Source organism: Mesorhizobium album, assembly GCF_033977205.1.
Classification (GTDB): domain Bacteria; phylum Pseudomonadota; class Alphaproteobacteria; order Rhizobiales; family Rhizobiaceae; genus Mesorhizobium; species Mesorhizobium album.
The window spans coordinates 49,543-65,048 of the sequence record NZ_JAVIIW010000039.1 but is presented as its reverse complement, the minus strand read 5'-3'; the positions used below and the strand labels follow the sequence as shown (position 1 = coordinate 65,048).

Sequence of the window (15,506 nt, the reverse complement as noted above, 5' to 3'; positions counted from 1 at the left end):
CATTCGTTTGCCACCGTGAGCGAAACTCTACCATGAGGAACCGGATGCGGGAAAACTGCACGTCCGGGTCTGCGAGGGGTGGGGGCAGTAACGCCCCCACCTACTCGGCAGCGCTTCTTCCGGACCGGCGACAGGTGGCGCAGGAATGCCCGCCGGTCGGTGAGGTGCGCCATCGATCCGAAGAAGCTGAGCCGGCCGGCGTCGCGCAGCGCGACCAGACGGGTGAGGAACAGGCGGCGGAACAGCTTGCCGAGCACGCGCACCGGCAGCAGGAAGGCCGGACGCGACGAAATCCACCGGCTTGCGTCCGGCGCGATGCCGCCGCCCGGCACGATCATGTGCACATGGGGATGGTGGGTCATCGCCGAACCCCAGGTATGGAGCACGGCGGTGATGCCGATGCGCGCCGCGAGATGCTGGGGGTCCGCTGCTATCGTCATCATCGTCTCCGACGCCGCACGGAACAGCAGGTCGTAGACCACCGCCTTGTTCTGGAAGGCGATGTCGGCGACCTCGACCGGCAGCGTGAACACGACATGGAAGTAGCCGATGGGAAGAAGGTCGGCTTCCCGCTCGGCGAGCCAAGTCCGCGCGGCCGCGCCCTGACACTTCGGGCAGTGCCGGTTGCGGCAGGAGTTGTAGGCGATGCGCCACTGGCCGCAGTCCTCGCAGGCCTCGACGTGACCGCCAAGGGCCGCGGTGCGGCAGTGCTCGATCGCCGACATGACCTTGAGCTCGGCGAGGCTCAGGTGCCCGGCATGGGCGACCCGGTAGGCGGGCCCGGCAGTGCGGAAGATGTCGGCAACCTCGATCGAGGCGCGCACGCTCAGCCGTCGGGTGAGATCCCTTCCGGCTTGAAGAGGCCAAGCTTGTCGAGCGGGCTCGTGACGGTGCGCACCGTGCGGGTGGCAACCTTGGTGTAGAAGGCGGTGCTATTGAGCTTGGCGTGCCCGAGCAGGACCTGGATGATCCGGATGTCGGTGCCGTCCTCCAGCAGGTGGGTGGCGAAGCTGTGACGCAGCGTGTGCGGTCCGACCCGCTTGGCGATGTCGGCGGCCTGTGCCGCCGCGACGACCACGCGATAGAGCTGGCGGGTGCTGATCGGCTTCATCGCATGCTGCCCCGGGAACAGCCAGCCGTCGCGATGCATCACCCCCTGCTGGCGTCCGACCTTCCACCACTGGCGCAGCAACAAGAGCAGGTCTTGTGGCAGCATGGCGTTGCGGTATCGCCCGCCCTTGCCGCGCTCCACCCGGAGCAGCATGCGCTCGCTGTCGATGTCGGCGACCTTCAGCGCCGAGACCTCGGCGACGCGCAAGCCCGCGCCATAGGCAACCGACAGTGCGGCCTGGTGCTTGAGGCAGGTGGTGGCGTTGAGCAGCCGGGCGACCTCGTCGCGGCTCAAGACCACCGGCAGCTTGCGCGGGTGCGCCAGACGAACGAGCCTGCGCGCCAGATCGGGACGATCGACCGTATGCGTGAAGAAGAAGCGCAGCGCCGACACGATGCTGTTCATCGTCGGCACCGGAACACCGTCGTCCTGCTGCTCGATCTGGAACCGGCGCAGGTCGTCGGTGGTCGCTGTATCCGGCGACCGGCCGAGGAACGTCGCCAGGCGTCCGATGTCGCGGAGATAGTTGCGCTGCGTCTCCTGTGAGAAACGTCGCACGTTCATGTCGTCGATCAGCCGCTGACGCAGCGGACTGATAGGTGCATCAAGAACAGGATAGGGCATGGTCGGGCTCCTTGTTGAAGAAGCCCGTGATGCTCTGCCGCTACCGAACCACCCTCAATGCGAGCGCGACGACCGGCTCGTGATCTCTACCTCACCCCACGCGCCCATCCCGCGCAGCGGGTTCGTTCGTCGGCCCCAAATCAGCCGCCCTTGCACCCTTTGTGGTCAACACGTGTTCGTCGACCCTTTGTGTGGGCTGGATAGAGAATCCGCTCGCACGGAAAACTAGTCCTCTTCCTCGTCCGCAGGTTCGCCAGACCATACGAGAGAATACGAGGGAAACGGGTTGGCGAACCACCCCGCTAACGTATTGATTTCCTGTAGAAAACAATGTCCCTCAGCGACTAACATAATCGTTATCCGTCAATGACTTACGAAGCGGTTCGCCAAGGTCGATTTGTCCAGCCACTCGCGGATCGCAGTTATCTTCTACGGAATGGCGGCCTTGCGCCCTCATGTCGGCCGTAGAGGTCGGCTTTGCGACCGCCCGAAAGCGGACATCGTCTGCGACAACACTGGAGTCATGGTTGCGCCATCTCAGGGCCTCCGGCTCAGCAATCCTGCCTGCCGGCATCGCGAGCAGACATTCTGCTGAAGTTCGAAAGCGAGTGACGGCGAACGGAACTGGTTGTCGCTGAGTGTGCCATCACTACATGCATTCAGGTCCGCAGAGGGGCGTTCCGCTCCTGGTGAAGCCGCTCTGAGGCCACGCCAACGATCGCCCGGCGACGCGCGCCGGCTGGCCAGAATGGATAGCCGCCGGCGTAACGTTCGGCCTGTGGATCTGTGTCTCTGGTCGGAAAAGAGCACGCGAGCTCCTGGAGCGGCGTAGAGGCGCGGAGTCGAGAAACTGGCGCTGGACGTAGCGAATGCCGCGATCCGCGCTATAGTCAGGGACCTTGGGAGCCGCGGGGGATGACGGCCGGGCGCGGATGGTCGTAGTCCCAGAAGGCCAGCACTACTCCGTTGCGGAACAACCAGCCCTACAGCTTATAGCAGGCAATGGCGTGACCCGGTCCAAGCTCCTTAATTGGCGGTTCCGCTGTTCGGCACGCTTCCTCCACCAAGGGACAGCGGTCGGCGAAGCAGCACCCTTTGGGCTCTGATGCGGCTTCGACCTGGGTGGACACGACCGACGCTTGGTCTTCCGAAGACGTGGCCAGAAGCAGGCTTGTGTAGGGATGATTAGGCCCGCGAAGGACCTGCTCGGATGAGCCGGTCTCGACGAGCCGGCCGCGATAGAGCACGCCGATCCGGTCAGCCATGTAGCGCACCACCTTGAGGTCGTGGCTGATGAACAGATAGGTCGTGTCCTTGTCGCGCTGCAGGTCGTTGAGCAGGTTGAGCACCGTCGCCTGCACCGAGACGTCGAGCGCCGAGGTCGGCTCGTCCAGCACCACCACTTTCGGCGCGCCGGCGAAGGCGCGCGCGATCGCCGCCCTTTGCCGCTGGCCGCCGGATAGCGAACGTGGCTTCTGCTCGGCGGTCGTGCCGGCAAGGCGAACGGAACGCAACAATTCGCCGATCCGCTCCCGCGCCGCGCGCCGGTCCAGGCCGGCAAGCCGCCGCAGCGGGCGGCTGAGGATACGCCCGATCTGGTGGCGCGGGTTGAGCGTGCGGTCGGGCGACTGGAAAACCATCTGCACCTCGCGCCGGTCGCCGGCCGCTCGCTTCTCCGCGCGCGGCGCCACTGTCCTGCCGAACAGCGCGACGGATCCCTGGCTCGGCGTCTGCAACCCGGTGACGATTCTGGCCAGCGTCGATTTGCCGGAGCCGGATTCGCCGATCAGGCCGAAAGTTTCGCCCTGCGCGATCTCAAGGTCGATATCATGGAGCACCGGCTGGTCGCCGAAGGAATGGCTGATACCCTTGCAGGCGATGGCGGTCTGGCGCTCCGCTTGCCGGCCGGTTCTGTTTGGCGCGGTTTCCGGTTCAGTGCTCTCCGTCGTGCCCGTCTCGGCCAGTCGTCCATGATACTTGGTCCGCGCCGGTATCGAGGCGATCAGCGCCTTCGTGTAGGCGTGGGCGGGATTCTCAAAGACTTCTTTGGCAGCACCGCTTTCGACCACCACGCCCGACTGCATGACCGCCACCCTGTCGCAGGAGCGGCGGATCAGGTTGATGTCGTGGCTGATCAACAGGATGCTGGTTTTGTGGTCCCGGCGCAGGTCGTCGAGGATTGCGATGACTTCCGACTGCACGCTGGCGTCGAGCGCGGTCGTCGGCTCGTCCAGCACCAGCAGCGCCGGGTCGAGAGCGATTGCGATCGCGATGTTGGCGCGCTGCTGCATGCCGCCGGACAGCTCGTGCGGATAGAGGTCGAGAACCCGTTCCGGATTGGCGACCCGCACCCGCTTCAGCAATTCGGCCGAACGCCAGCGCGCCTCCTCGTGGCGCACCGGCCGATGGCGCATGATCGTCTCGCCGATCTGCCTCCCGATCGTCATGGCCGGATTGAGCGCGGCGCCTGGATGCTGGTAGACGGCGGCGATGCGATCGCCCCTCAAGCGGCGCAACTCTTCACTCGAGAGACCGCGCAGCTCGTGGCCCTCAAACTCCAGCGCCGAGGCCGCGATGCGGGCATTTCCCGGCAGGTAGCGCAGTATGGCCAGAGCTACGGAGCTCTTTCCCGAGCCTGACTCGCCGACCAGGCCCAGCGCTTCGCCCTGGCCTATGGAGAGCGACACGCCGTCGACGGCGGATTGCCATCCTCTTTTCCCGTCATAGGCGATCGAAAGTTTTTCCACATTCAGCACTGAAGAGGACATCAGGACCTCGAAACCACTTTCTTTCGGTGCCCTCATCAGGGGCAATCGCTTCCGCTTGTTTAGTATATAATCTCTATAAAATTACTCGAATTAATGGCGAGCGCAATCTAGTCTTTCGCAGATCGAGGGATTGCTGGTCGCGCCGAACGATATGCGCCGGCATCTCCGCCGCGGATTTGCAAGGAGGCCGGCATGGCGCGAAACCAGATGATCCTCAGCGCATTCTTTTTCAACCCGCAGGGCGACCACCGCATGTCGTGGCGGCATCCGCGCGCACCGGGACGGGAGGTGCTCGGCTTCGACTACTATCGCGAGCTGGTCCAGGCTGCCGAGCGCGCCAGGATCGACACCATCTTCGTTGCCGACCACGTGTCGATCTGGGATTCGGTGAAGAGCGGCGTCGCCCATTACGCCAATGCCCGCCTCGAACCGCTGACGCTGCTGTCGGCGCTGGCCGGCGTGACGAACCATATCGGGCTGATCACCACCGCGTCGAGCTCCTACAGCGAGCCCTACAATGTAGCGCGTCTGTTCGCCTCGCTCGATCACATCAGCCAGGGCAGGGCCTCCTGGAACGTCGTCACCTCGGCCATGGACGCGGAAGCGCGCAATTTCGGCCGCGACGGCAACATCGAGCATGCATTCCGCTATCAGCGCGCCGCCGAATTCCTCGATATCGTCAAGGGGCTGTGGGACAGCTGGGAAGACGAGGCCCTGCTTTTCGACAAGGACAGCGGCTACTTCGCCGATCCGGACAAAGTCCATGTGCTGGACCACCGCGGGACGCATTTCAAGGTGCGCGGGCCGCTCAACGTCCCGCGGCCCCCGCAAGGGCATCCGCTGATCGTCCAGGCCGGCTCATCCGAGGACGGCAAGAATTTCGCCACGGCGCATGCCGATGCTCACTTCGCCATCTTCAGCACCAGGGAAGACGGCATCAGATACCGCCAGGACATCAACGATCGTCTCGCCCGCCACGGCAGACGGCCGGAGAGCTTCAAGATCCTGCCGGGCCTATTGCCGATCGTCGCCGCTTCCGAGGCCGAGGCGCGCGACAGGCAGGATTATCTCCAGACCTTGCTCCCCGACCGCGTCGGCATCGATCTCCTGTCGAGCTGGAGCGGCATCGATCTTTCGGCCTATCCGCCGGACGGCCCGCTGCCGCCGCTTCCCGACGAAAGCACCTTCAACGGCGGGCGCACCTCGCTCAACCGGGTCAGGCAATGGGCTACGCAGAACCTGACTCTGCGCGAGATCGCCCGCAAACTCGCCAACAGCGGCTCGGTGCCGACGGTCGCCGGCACGCCGAAGCAGATCGCCGACCAGCTGCAGGACTGGTTCGAGGCCGGAGCCGCCGACGGCTTCAACCTGATGTTCCCGCTGCTGCCCGAGGATTGGGTCAACTTCGCCGAGCAGGTCGTGCCCGAACTGCAGCGCCGCGGCGTCTTCCCGACCGAATACGAGCCCGGCACGCTGCGCGACCGCTTCGGCCTCGCCCGTCCCGCCAACCGCTTTGCCGAGGAGCGCGCCAATCAGCGCGCCGTGTCCTGAGGAGAGCCGTCATGACCGCCGCTCCAAGACTGCAGCCGCGCGAGGCGACCGCGCCGCAGCTGATCAATGTCCTGCACAGCCCCAAGCGCGTTCGCGTCATATTCGCCGGCCGCGTCATCGCCGACAGCCGCAACGTGCTGGTGCTGCGCTCCAACCACTTTTTGCCGATCTATTTCTTCCCGCTCTCGGCGGTCGACCAATCCGTGCTGAAGCTGTCAAAGCACGGCCAGCAGCATGCGGTCGGCGGCGAGACGAAATACTGGGATATCGATACGGGCGACAGGCGGGCGGCTGACGCCGCCTGGTCGTTCACTGCACCGCCCGACGAGAACCTTGCGCCGCTCGCCGGCCGCATCGCCTTCACCTGGAACCTCGTCGACCAGTGGTTCGAAGAGGACGAGGAGGTCTTCGTCCATGCTCGCGATCCCTATGCGCGCATCGATGTGCTGCAGAGCTCCAGCCATGTCGAGATCTGGTTCGACCGCGAGCTGATCGCCGACAGCCGCCGTCCCGTGCTGCTGTTCGAAACGCACCTGCCAACACGTTTCTATCTTCCGCCGGAGGATGTCCGGCTCGACCGGCTGAGGGCCTCCTTGACGAGGACCCGATGTCCCTACAAGGGCACCGCCTCCTACTGGTCCGGCGTGCTCAAGGACGGCTCGCTGCGCGACGACATCGCCTGGAGCTACCGCGACCCGATCGCCGAGATGCCGAAGATCAAGGGGCTGATCGCCTTCTATCCGCAAGCGGTCGACCGCATCCATCTCGACGGCCAGCCGGTCTGATCCGGCGCCTGTTGTTCCTTCACTTCCTTCCAGATCAAAATTTTCACAGAGGCAAAAATGACCAAACGCAACGAAATCGACGCCCTTCGCAATCTGTCCGGCGATATCTGGAATGTCGCCGTCGACGAATACGCCAAAGGCTATCTCAAGCGTCGCGATCTATTGAAATATGCGGCGCTGATCGGCTTGACCGGCTTCGCCGCTTCACAGGGGCTGGGCTTTTCCGGCACGGCGCGCGCCGCTGCCGCCGGCGGCACCGTCCGCGTCGGGCTTGGACAGCCGACCAAGGCGATCGATCCGGTCACGGTCACCGATCCGGCCAGCATCGGCGTGCTCAGCCAGGTCGGCGAGTACCTGATCCTCGACGATCCCAAGGACGGGCTGCAGCCGAAGTTGGCTCTGTCCTGGGAAGCCGACGAGACGGCCAAGCGTTGGACCTTCAAGCTTCGGCCCGGCGTGAAATTCCATGACGGCCGCACCGTCACGGCCAAGGACGTGGTGGCGAGCTTCGAGCGCCTGGTCGATCCGAACAGCGGCTCGTCCGCGCTGTCGGCCTATAACGGCATCCTGTCCAGGGGCGGCGCCAAGATCGTCGACGACGAGACGGTCGCCTTCGATCTGGACCAGTCGAACAGCAATTTCCCCTTCTATGTCTCGTCCGACGTCTACAACGCCGTGATCCTGCCGGCCGACTACGCCGGCGACTTCGAGAAGAATTTCAATGGCACAGGTCCGTTCAAGCTGGAAACCTTCCGCCCCAAGCAAGGCGCGAGCTTCGTGCGCAATCCCGATTATTGGGGCGACAAGGCGCTGCCCGACCGGGTCGAAATAAAATTCTTCGACGACGAGCAGGCGCAGGTCGTGGCGCTGCAGGCCGGCCAGCTCGATGTCATCCCGAGCACCACGCGCCTGGAACTCGCGATCGAAGGCAATCCCAACTTCAGGCTGCTCAGCGTGCAGGCGAGCTCGCATGATGCCGTGCATCTCAGAACGGACCGGGCGCCGTTCACCGACAAGCGGGTGCGCCGCGCATTGGCGCTCACCCTCGACCGCGAGGCTATTGTCAAGGGCCTGCTCAAGGGGCGGGCCATCGCCGGCAACGATACCCCGTTCGCGCCGATCTTCCCTTCGGCCGATCCGTCGGTGCCGCAGCGCAGGCAGGACATCGCCGAGGCCAAGCGGCTGCTCGCCGAGGCCGGCGTGGCGAACGGTTTCGAGGTGACGCTGACCACCGAACGCGCCTACGACATTCCCGATTACGCCGTGGTCATCCAGAACTTCGCCAAGAAGGCCGGCATCGACATCAAGCTCAACGTCTTGCCGCAGGATGCCTATTACGGCTCGGCCACCTTCGGCAGCTCGCCCTGGCTGGATTCCAATCTCGGCATCACCGATTTCGGCCATCGCGGCACGCCCGACATCTTCCTCAACGCGACGCTGAAGAGCACGGGAAGCTGGAACGCCGCGCATTTCAAGAATCCGGACTACGACGCGTTGCTGCTCGACTACGGCAAGGCACGCGACCTTCAGGCGCAGCGTGTCGCGGCCGGCAAGATCCAGACCCTGTTGCTCGACGAGACGCCGGAGATCATCAGCTACTTCTCGCAATACAGCCGGATCGCCAGCACCAAGGTCGAGGGCGTGCGCTTCACCGCGATCTCACATCTGCTGCTCGATCGCGTTTCCTTCGTCCAGGCATGATGCGGAAACGTAAAATCAGCCGGAGCGCCGGAGCCCGATGCTGACCGGCCGCACCTTTTCGACGCGCGCGGCCTCACTGTTGCTCACCCTGTGGCTGGTCAGCGCGCTGGTCTTCTTCGCCGGGCAGGTCCTGCCCGGCGACGTCGGCCGGGTCATGCTCGGTCCATTCGCCGATGCGCAAGCCGTCGCGGCGCTGAACAAACAGCTCGGCGCCGACCAGCCCGTGCTCGTCCAATACTGGCATTGGTTCAGCGCGGCGCTCACCGGCGACTTCGGCACGTCGCTGTCGATGCGCGCGCCGGTCGCGCCCTTTGTGCTGCAAAGCCTCGGTCGCTCGGCCGCGCTTGCGGGGATCATTCTGCTGTTTCTCGTCCCGCTGGGTGTCGGCGCTGGCATCGTTGCCGGCCTCAACCGGGGCCGGCTTGTCGATCGGCTGATCGTGCTCACCGGCGTGTCCCTCGGCATCGTTCCTGACTTCGTGTCCGGGCTCCTCCTGTTGCTGGTTTTCGGGCTGTGGCTGAGCTGGTTCCCGATCACCGGCGCTGCCCCGGACGGCGCGAGCTTCTGGACAAGCGGCTATTATCTCATCCTGCCGGCGCTGCCGCTGGTTCTGAACCTCGCTGGCTACCTGGCGCGCATGACGCGGGCCGGCGTGATCGAGGCGCTGGCCGCCGACTATACGCGCACTGCAACCCTGAAAGGGCTCGACCGCTCGCAGGTCATTTTCAAGCATGTGCTGCCCAATGCGCTGACGCCGACGATTGCGGTGCTTGCCACCCAGAGCGGCTACATGCTTGGCGGGTTGGTTGTGATCGAAACCCTGTTCGGTATCCAGGGTCTCGGCAATCTAGTGCTGAATGCCGCCAAGGCGCGCGATTTCCCGATGCTCGAGGCCGGTGTCCTCGTCATGGCGACGATCTTCGTGCTCTCTGCGGCGGCGGGCGATCTGGTGCAGGCGCTGCTCGATCCGCGGCAACGCCGGCGGGCGTCGCCATGATGGAGCTTTTGGAATTCCCGGCGCCTCGCCATGTGCCGTTGGTGTCGCGGATAAAAGGCGAGGTTGGCCGCGCGCTTCGCTGCCTTGCTCCATCCGTGGTCATCGGCTCGCTCATTCTTATGTTCTGGATCGCTTGTGCCCTGCTTGGCGATCGAGTGGTTCCCTACGATCCCTACGCCGAGGATTTTCTCGCCATGCTGGCGCCGCCCGATGCCGCACACTGGTTCGGGACCGACCAGCTTGGCCGCGACGTGTTCTCCCGCATTGTCGTCGGGTCGCGCGATATCCTGCTGGTCGCACCGCTGGCCACGGTCGGTGGTGTTGCCGGCGGCACTATCGTCGGGCTGGTGCTTGGCTATTTCGATGGTCTCACCGACGCCATAGGCGCGAGGCTGCTCGATACGCTGATGGCATTTCCCTTCATCGTGCTCGTCACAATGACGCTGGTTGCGCTTGGGCCCTCGAACCTCACGGTCATCCTGGTTATCGCCGTAGCTTACACGCCGCTGGTGGCGAGGACGGTTCGCGCCGCGGTGCGCGAGCAGCGCGAGCGCGACTATGTCAGCGCCGCGCGTCTCGGTGGCGAAAGCGCTTTCGCCATCATGGTCCTGGAGATCCTGCCCAACATCAGGGAGACGATCCTCATCGAACTTGTCACCCGCCTGGGCTACGCCTTCTTCTCGATCGCGACGCTGAGTTTTCTGGGCCTTGGCATTCAGCCGCCGTCCGCCGATTGGGGCCTCGCTGTGGCCGAAGGCTATGGCTTCCTCACCGGCGGCAAATGGTGGGTGGTTGTCTTCAATTCGGCGGCAATCGTTTCGTTGGTCATGGCCACCAATCTCATCGCCCAAGGCATCGACGCCTTCGAGAACAATCGAGATTAGCCTCGGTTTCAAGTCAGCCGATCGGCGCAGAGCCGTGCCCGGCATTCAAAATGCCTGGACACGACCGTGCATACCAATCGCTGCTATTGCATCGCATTGCGCAGCCGCTCTACGCAGAGCGCGCGGAGCAAACGAGCTGCATCAGCATAGGTAGATGGGCCCTCTCCATTCCCGATTGCCGGGCAGCCCAGAAGTGCCGAGACATCGCCCTCGATGCGCCAGGGAAGGATGTCGGTGCAGGTGCGCATTCTGCCGAAGACAGAACTGATCGGAATCATTCGTCCCTCGAATCCCACCTGAGGCTCATCGGTGCCTGGCGCCCAGCCCTGGTAGGCCTCCAACGCCTCGTCGAACGCTCCATGCAGCATGACGGGCGCGTGCCCTTCGTGCAGCGCGGGCAATTGGCGTGTGGTCATAAGGTCTCCTCCTCGAAGCGGCAGCCCCACACCTCAGCTGATATTGTGCGCGATCACGCCAAAAGTCTACAAATTTTATAGAATTAACAAAATTCGCCTTTGCGGATGCGTCCGTGATACGCGAATTCTTTGGGCTGTCGCCGAAAAAGTCGGCATTTTCTTTGTTTGCCGCGTCGGTGGTGGCGCTTTCCTCCTCAGACAAAGAGGATGGAAATGAGCATGTCCGCCGACGCAATTCCAGTGCTGGATTTTTCCGGCTATCAAGCCGATCCGGACTCCCGAAGGCAGTTTCTCGAAGAGCTGCGGCGCGCGGCGCGGGATGTGGGCTTCTTCTATCTTTCAGGCCATGGCGTCCCGCAGTCGCTCATCGACGACGTTCTGGGTGCGTCGCGCCGCTTTCGCTTTGCTGGACGAGGACAGCTTCGGCAGACCCGCAAGCTTGCTCACCAATGCGCCAGTCTGATCGGAATTGGGCCAATGGCAGCTTTGCGCCTCTCAGACGTGCAGGCCAGCATCACCCGCGTCCGATAGCAGACCTTGACGCGATGACCTCGACTCCTGGTCGCCGGGGAAACCGCGACGGGCCGCTCCGCTTGAAAACCAGTGTCCTTTGATAGAGAAATTCCAGCCTCTAGCCATGAAATAGAAAATACAATCTCTACAGACAAACTAGATTTATGCTTGATGAAGCGTCGGCGGGGCCATGGCGCATGCTGTCGCAAACTGGTTTGGTCTCATTGAGAAGAACGGACATGGCTGCCGAAATTCCTGATCGCATCAAAGTTCTGTGGTTCCTGCCGACTCATGGCGACAGCCGCTATCTCGGCACCTCCGAGGGTGGCAGGGCGGTCGATCTCGATTATCTGACCCAGGTGGCCCAAGCGGCCGACACGCTTGGCTACTATGGTGTGCTTTTGCCGACCGGTAGGTCGTGCGAGGATTCGTGGGTCGTCGCCTCGGCGCTGGCTCCGCTCACGAAACGGCTGCGCTTCCTGGTCGCGGTGCGGCCGGGCCTGCAATCGCCGACGCTTGCCGCCCGCATGACGGCGACGCTCGACCGCATCTCCAACGGCCGGCTGCTGATCAACGTGGTCACCGGCGGCGACCCGCTTGAGAACAAGGGCGACGGCATCTTCCTGTCGCATGCCGAGCGCTACGAGGTGACGCAGGAGTTTCTGCAGATCTACAAGCGCCTGCTCAGCTGCGAGACGGTCGAGCACGAGGGCCGGCATTTCCGCATCGAAGACGGCAGGCTACTGTTCCCGCCGGTGCAGACACCATATCCGCCGCTTTATTTCGGCGGTTCTTCGGACGTCGGGTCGACCGTGGCGGCGCAAGAGATCGACAAATACCTGACCTGGGGTGAACCGCCGGCCGATGTCGAGCGCAAGCTCGACGGCGTGCGCAAGCTCGCCGAGAAAGCGGGCCGCAAGCTCTCCTTCGGCATCCGCCTGCACGTCATCGCCCGCGAGACCACCGGGGAAGCCTGGGCGGCGGCCGACAGGCTGATCAGTCGGCTCGACGATGCGACCATCGCCTCGGCGCAGAAGGTTTTTGCCCGCATGGACTCGGTCGGCCAGGCGCGGATGAGCGCGCTGCATGGCGGCGACCGCTCGAAGCTCGAGATCTCGCCCAACCTTTGGGCCGGCGTCGGCCTGGTGCGCGGCGGCGCCGGCACGGCACTGGTCGGCGACCCCGACACCATTGCCGAGCGGATCGACGAGTACCGGCGCCTTGGCATCGACACCTTTATCCTCTCCGGCTACCCGCATCTGGAAGAAGCCTACCGCTTCGGTGAACTGGTGCTGCCCAAATTGCCCGCCGATCATCCCGTCAAGACAGCTGGCTCATCCGTCAACACCGGGCCGTTCGGCGAAACCATCGCCGGCGACCATCGGCCGAAATCGCTCGCCAGCGCCTCGTGAACGCGCTGCCGCCCCGGCCGCGGAGCCCTGTCGTCATCCTTGGTGGGGGCTTCACCGGCGCGGCCGTTGCTTGGCACCTTGCCCGGCAGCTTTCGCGCCCTTCCATCACGGTTGTCGAGCCGCGCCCCTTCCTGGGCGGCGGCCTCGCCTATTCCAGCGAGGAGCCATCGCACCGCGTCAACGTGCCCGCCGCCAGGATGAGCCTGTTGCCGGATGAACCGGAGCATTTTTCACGCTGGCTGGTGCATGACGGCGAGGCTGGACGCGATCCGGATTCGGTTTGGCGCAACAGCGATGTCTTTCCCAGGCGCCGGGTTTTCGGCCGTTACGTTGCCGAACAACTGGCGCCTTATCTCGACAATGGAACGATCCGCCATGTCCGCGAGCATGGCCTGGAGATAAGACGCAGCGCCGATGGTTGGACCGTGACCACTTCCGGTCAGTCGATCGCCGCTGACATGGTCGTTCTCGCCATGACGCACCCTTCGCCCGATATCCCGGCGGCCCTGAAGCCGCTCGCCGAGGCGCATGGCTTCGTTGCCGATGTCTATTGCGCAGATGCGCTCGGTTCCATCGCCCCAGAGGCTTCGGTGCTGATCGTCGGTTCGGGCCTGACATCCGCCGACACCGTCGCCGAGCTCGACCGCCGCGGGCATCGCGGGCGTATCCTGGCGGTGTCGCGCCATGGATTGCGGTCGCGCGGGCATCCGGACCTGCGCGGCCAGCCCTTTGGTGATTTCGCCTCGACACCGGCTACCACCGCGCTCGGCTTGCTCGAAAATATCCGCTCGACGCTGGCGGCAGCCTGTGCCGGCGGCGTCAACTGGCAGTCGGTCTTCGATCAGTTGCGCCTGCAGGGACCGCAGCTGTGGTCCGCGCTCGAGCCGGATGAACGCACGCGCCTGGTGCGGCGGCTGCGTGCCTTCTGGGACGTGCACCGCTTCCGGATCGCGCCGCAGGTAGAGGCCGTGCTCGATCGCCGCCGCGCCGAAGGCATGTTCGACAATATCGCGGCGAGTCTCGTTGCTGCGCATGAGGGAGACCGCCTGACCGTCAGCCTGCGGCGACGTGGTAGGAGCCGGATTGAAACCTTGCGTTTCGACGCCGTGATCAACACCACGGGACCGGCGCATGGCAAGGCGCTTCAGACCAATCCTGCGTTGCGCTCGATCGCCGATGCCGGCCTGATCCGGATCGACCGGCATGGGCTCGGCATAGAAACCGGCCTCGACAGCCGCGCCATTGGTCCGGATGGCGGGTCGCTGCACGGGCTGTTCGTTGTCGGCCCGCTGGCGCGCGGCACCTTCGGAGAGCTGATGGGATTGCCGGAAGTCGCACGCCACGCTCAGGCAGTGGCCTCCGAAATCGAAAGCCGTCTCGGCGCCATGCAATCAATCGAGGGCGCGCGCTGAAAATCCGCAGCAATTGCGGGTGCGCAAAATTGGTATTTCCGTTCAGGCGCGATCGTGAAAACGGAAAAATCTACTTTGTATATATAATCAGTAGACTAATAATTGATGGCAGGTTTCGGCCACGGCCGGATCCATCGTTGGGACAGGCCAAGCCGGGAGATTTCCATGCCACAGAACGATCGCGACGCAGTCAAATTCGCCTATTGGGTGCCGAACGTCTCGGGCGGGCTCGTCATCTCGAACATCGAGCAGAGGACCAACCATTCGGCGGAATACAACCGCAAGCTGGCGCAGATCGCCGAGAGAGCCGGCTTCGACTATGCGCTGAGCCAGATCCGCTTCACCGCCGGCTACGGCGCCGAAGAGCAGCACGAGTCGGTGTCGTTCAGCCATGACCTGCTCGCCGCCACCAAGACCCTGAAAGTCATCGCCGCGATCCTGCCTGGACCGTGGAATCCGGCGCTGGCGGCAAAGCAGCTCGCCACGATCAGCTACCTGACCGATGGTCGCGTCGCCATCAACCTCGTCTCCGGCTGGTTCCGAGGCGAATTCCACGCTATCGGCGAGCATTGGCTCGACCATGACGAGCGCTATCGCCGGTCGGAAGAGTTCATCCGCGCGCTGCGCGGGATCTGGACCGAGGATAGTTTTACCTTCCGCGGCGATTTCTACCGCTTCAACCAGTATTCGCTGAAGCCGAAGCCGCTAAAGCCGCTGCCCGAAATCTTCCAGGGCGGCTCGTCGCGGGCGGCGCGCGACATGGCTTCGCGCGTCTCGGACTGGTATTTCACTAACGGCAACACGCCCGCTGAGATCGCCAAGCAGGTCGACGATATCCAAGCCAAGGCAAAGGCCAACAATCATTCGGTCAAGGTCGGCGTCAACGCCTTCGCCATCGTGCGCGAGACCGAGGAAGAGGCAAAGGCCGTGCTTGCCGAGATCATCGCCAAAGCCAATCCGGAAGCGGTCAATGCCTTCGGCCACGAGGTCAAGAACGCCGGCAAGGCTTCGCCGGAAGGCGAGGGCAACTGGGCGAAGTCGTCCTTCGACGACCTGGTGCAATACAATGACGGCTTCCGCTCGAACCTGATCGGCACTCCAAGACAGGTTGCCGAGCGCATCGTCAACCTGAAGCGCGCCGGCGCCGATCTCATCCTGCTCGGCTTCCTGCACTTCCAGGAAGAGGTCAAGTATTTCGGCAAGCACGTGATCCCGCTTGTTCGCGAGCTTGAAGCCGCGCAGGCCGAAACGGTTCTCGCCGCCGAATAGCCAACCTCGGTCGGGCCGCAGCGCCCGCCCCCAACAGCAACTACCCCGGCGCGCCCGAACTTT

General features: G+C 64.0%; 13 protein-coding genes. 9 read left to right on the top strand and 4 right to left on the bottom strand.

Annotated elements, in window-relative coordinates; translation table 11 throughout:
- From RFN28_RS26360 to RFN28_RS26350, 3 genes are all read right to left on the bottom strand, one after another.
- Window positions 1-824: IS91 family transposase (locus RFN28_RS26360; RefSeq protein WP_320290102.1), on the bottom strand; the 824-nt coding region annotated here is incomplete at its 3' end.
- Between the two features lie 2 nt (window positions 825-826).
- Complete coding sequence (locus RFN28_RS26355; protein WP_320290101.1) at window positions 827-1,735, bottom strand: site-specific integrase; 909 nt, start codon at window positions 1,733-1,735, stop codon at window positions 827-829.
- Between the two features lie 983 nt (window positions 1,736-2,718).
- Window positions 2,719-4,503 carry a dipeptide ABC transporter ATP-binding protein gene (locus RFN28_RS26350; RefSeq protein ID WP_320290100.1) on the bottom strand — a complete coding sequence of 595 codons (1,785 nt, stop codon included), beginning with the start codon at window positions 4,501-4,503 and terminating at the stop codon, window positions 2,719-2,721.
- Between the two features lie 192 nt (window positions 4,504-4,695).
- Between RFN28_RS26350 and RFN28_RS26345 the strand changes: the two genes are divergently transcribed.
- Genes RFN28_RS26345 through RFN28_RS26325 form a run of 5 tightly spaced genes read left to right on the top strand, consistent with a single transcriptional unit; the run spans window position 4,696 to window position 10,421 of the window.
- Window positions 4,696-6,054 carry an LLM class flavin-dependent oxidoreductase gene (locus tag RFN28_RS26345; RefSeq protein WP_320290099.1) on the top strand — a complete coding sequence of 453 codons (1,359 nt, stop codon included), beginning with the start codon at window positions 4,696-4,698 and terminating at the stop codon, window positions 6,052-6,054.
- Window positions 6,055-6,065: 11 nt separating this feature from the next.
- Window positions 6,066-6,839, top strand: a complete 774-nt coding sequence (locus tag RFN28_RS26340) for a DUF427 domain-containing protein (protein ID WP_320290098.1) — start codon at window positions 6,066-6,068, stop codon at window positions 6,837-6,839.
- A 57-nt stretch (window positions 6,840-6,896) separates the two neighbouring features.
- Complete coding sequence (locus tag RFN28_RS26335) at window positions 6,897-8,540, top strand: ABC transporter substrate-binding protein (protein ID WP_320290097.1); 1,644 nt, start codon at window positions 6,897-6,899, stop codon at window positions 8,538-8,540.
- Between the two features lie 37 nt (window positions 8,541-8,577).
- Window positions 8,578-9,537 carry an ABC transporter permease gene (locus tag RFN28_RS26330; RefSeq protein ID WP_320290096.1) on the top strand — a complete coding sequence of 320 codons (960 nt, stop codon included), beginning with the start codon at window positions 8,578-8,580 and terminating at the stop codon, window positions 9,535-9,537.
- Window positions 9,534-10,421, top strand: coding sequence for an ABC transporter permease (locus RFN28_RS26325; RefSeq protein WP_320290095.1), 888 nt, complete (start codon window positions 9,534-9,536; stop codon window positions 10,419-10,421). Before RFN28_RS26330 ends, RFN28_RS26325 begins: the two co-directional genes overlap by 4 nt.
- Before the next feature lie 83 nt (window positions 10,422-10,504).
- Here RFN28_RS26325 and RFN28_RS26320 read toward each other — a convergent pair whose 3' ends face one another.
- Window positions 10,505-10,837: a BRA0787 family protein gene (locus RFN28_RS26320; RefSeq protein ID WP_320290094.1), complete on the bottom strand. Its 333-nt coding sequence runs from the start codon at window positions 10,835-10,837 to the stop codon at window positions 10,505-10,507.
- A gap of 219 nt (window positions 10,838-11,056) precedes the next feature.
- Between RFN28_RS26320 and RFN28_RS26315 the strand changes: the two genes are divergently transcribed.
- The 4 genes from RFN28_RS26315 to sfnG all read left to right on the top strand — a co-directional run bounded on the left by RFN28_RS26315 (window position 11,057) and on the right by sfnG (window position 15,443).
- Window positions 11,057-11,368, top strand: coding sequence for a 2-oxoglutarate and iron-dependent oxygenase domain-containing protein (locus tag RFN28_RS26315; RefSeq protein WP_320290093.1), 312 nt, complete (start codon window positions 11,057-11,059; stop codon window positions 11,366-11,368).
- 221 nt (window positions 11,369-11,589) lie between these two features.
- Window positions 11,590-12,762, top strand: a complete 1,173-nt coding sequence (gene ssuD, locus RFN28_RS26310) for an FMNH2-dependent alkanesulfonate monooxygenase (RefSeq protein ID WP_320290092.1) — start codon at window positions 11,590-11,592, stop codon at window positions 12,760-12,762.
- A complete protein-coding gene (locus RFN28_RS26305; protein WP_320290091.1) occupies window positions 12,759-14,174 on the top strand; it encodes an FAD/NAD(P)-binding protein in 1,416 nt (471 codons plus the stop codon). The genes ssuD and RFN28_RS26305 overlap by 4 nt, the downstream gene beginning before the upstream one ends.
- 165 nt (window positions 14,175-14,339) lie before the next feature.
- A complete protein-coding gene (gene sfnG, locus RFN28_RS26300) occupies window positions 14,340-15,443 on the top strand; it encodes a dimethylsulfone monooxygenase SfnG (protein ID WP_320290090.1) in 1,104 nt (367 codons plus the stop codon).
- The last annotated feature ends 63 nt before the right edge of the window (window positions 15,444-15,506 follow it).

Coding starts and splice junctions, on each gene's coding strand:
- RFN28_RS26315 (WP_320290093.1), top strand. CDS start 11,057: ATGTCCGCCGACGCAATTCCAGTGCTGGATTTTTCCGGCTATCAAGCC.
- RFN28_RS26320 (WP_320290094.1), bottom strand. CDS start 10,837: ATGACCACACGCCAATTGCCCGCGCTGCACGAAGGGCACGCGCCCGTC.
- RFN28_RS26345 (WP_320290099.1), top strand. CDS start 4,696: ATGGCGCGAAACCAGATGATCCTCAGCGCATTCTTTTTCAACCCGCAG.
- RFN28_RS26355 (WP_320290101.1), bottom strand. CDS start 1,735: ATGCCCTATCCTGTTCTTGATGCACCTATCAGTCCGCTGCGTCAGCGG.
- ssuD (WP_320290092.1), top strand. CDS start 11,590: ATGGCTGCCGAAATTCCTGATCGCATCAAAGTTCTGTGGTTCCTGCCG.
- RFN28_RS26350 (WP_320290100.1), bottom strand. CDS start 4,503: ATGTCCTCTTCAGTGCTGAATGTGGAAAAACTTTCGATCGCCTATGAC.
- RFN28_RS26330 (WP_320290096.1), top strand. CDS start 8,578: ATGCTGACCGGCCGCACCTTTTCGACGCGCGCGGCCTCACTGTTGCTC.
- sfnG (WP_320290090.1), top strand. CDS start 14,340: ATGCCACAGAACGATCGCGACGCAGTCAAATTCGCCTATTGGGTGCCG.
- RFN28_RS26325 (WP_320290095.1), top strand. CDS start 9,534: ATGATGGAGCTTTTGGAATTCCCGGCGCCTCGCCATGTGCCGTTGGTG.
- RFN28_RS26335 (WP_320290097.1), top strand. CDS start 6,897: ATGACCAAACGCAACGAAATCGACGCCCTTCGCAATCTGTCCGGCGAT.
- RFN28_RS26340 (WP_320290098.1), top strand. CDS start 6,066: ATGACCGCCGCTCCAAGACTGCAGCCGCGCGAGGCGACCGCGCCGCAG.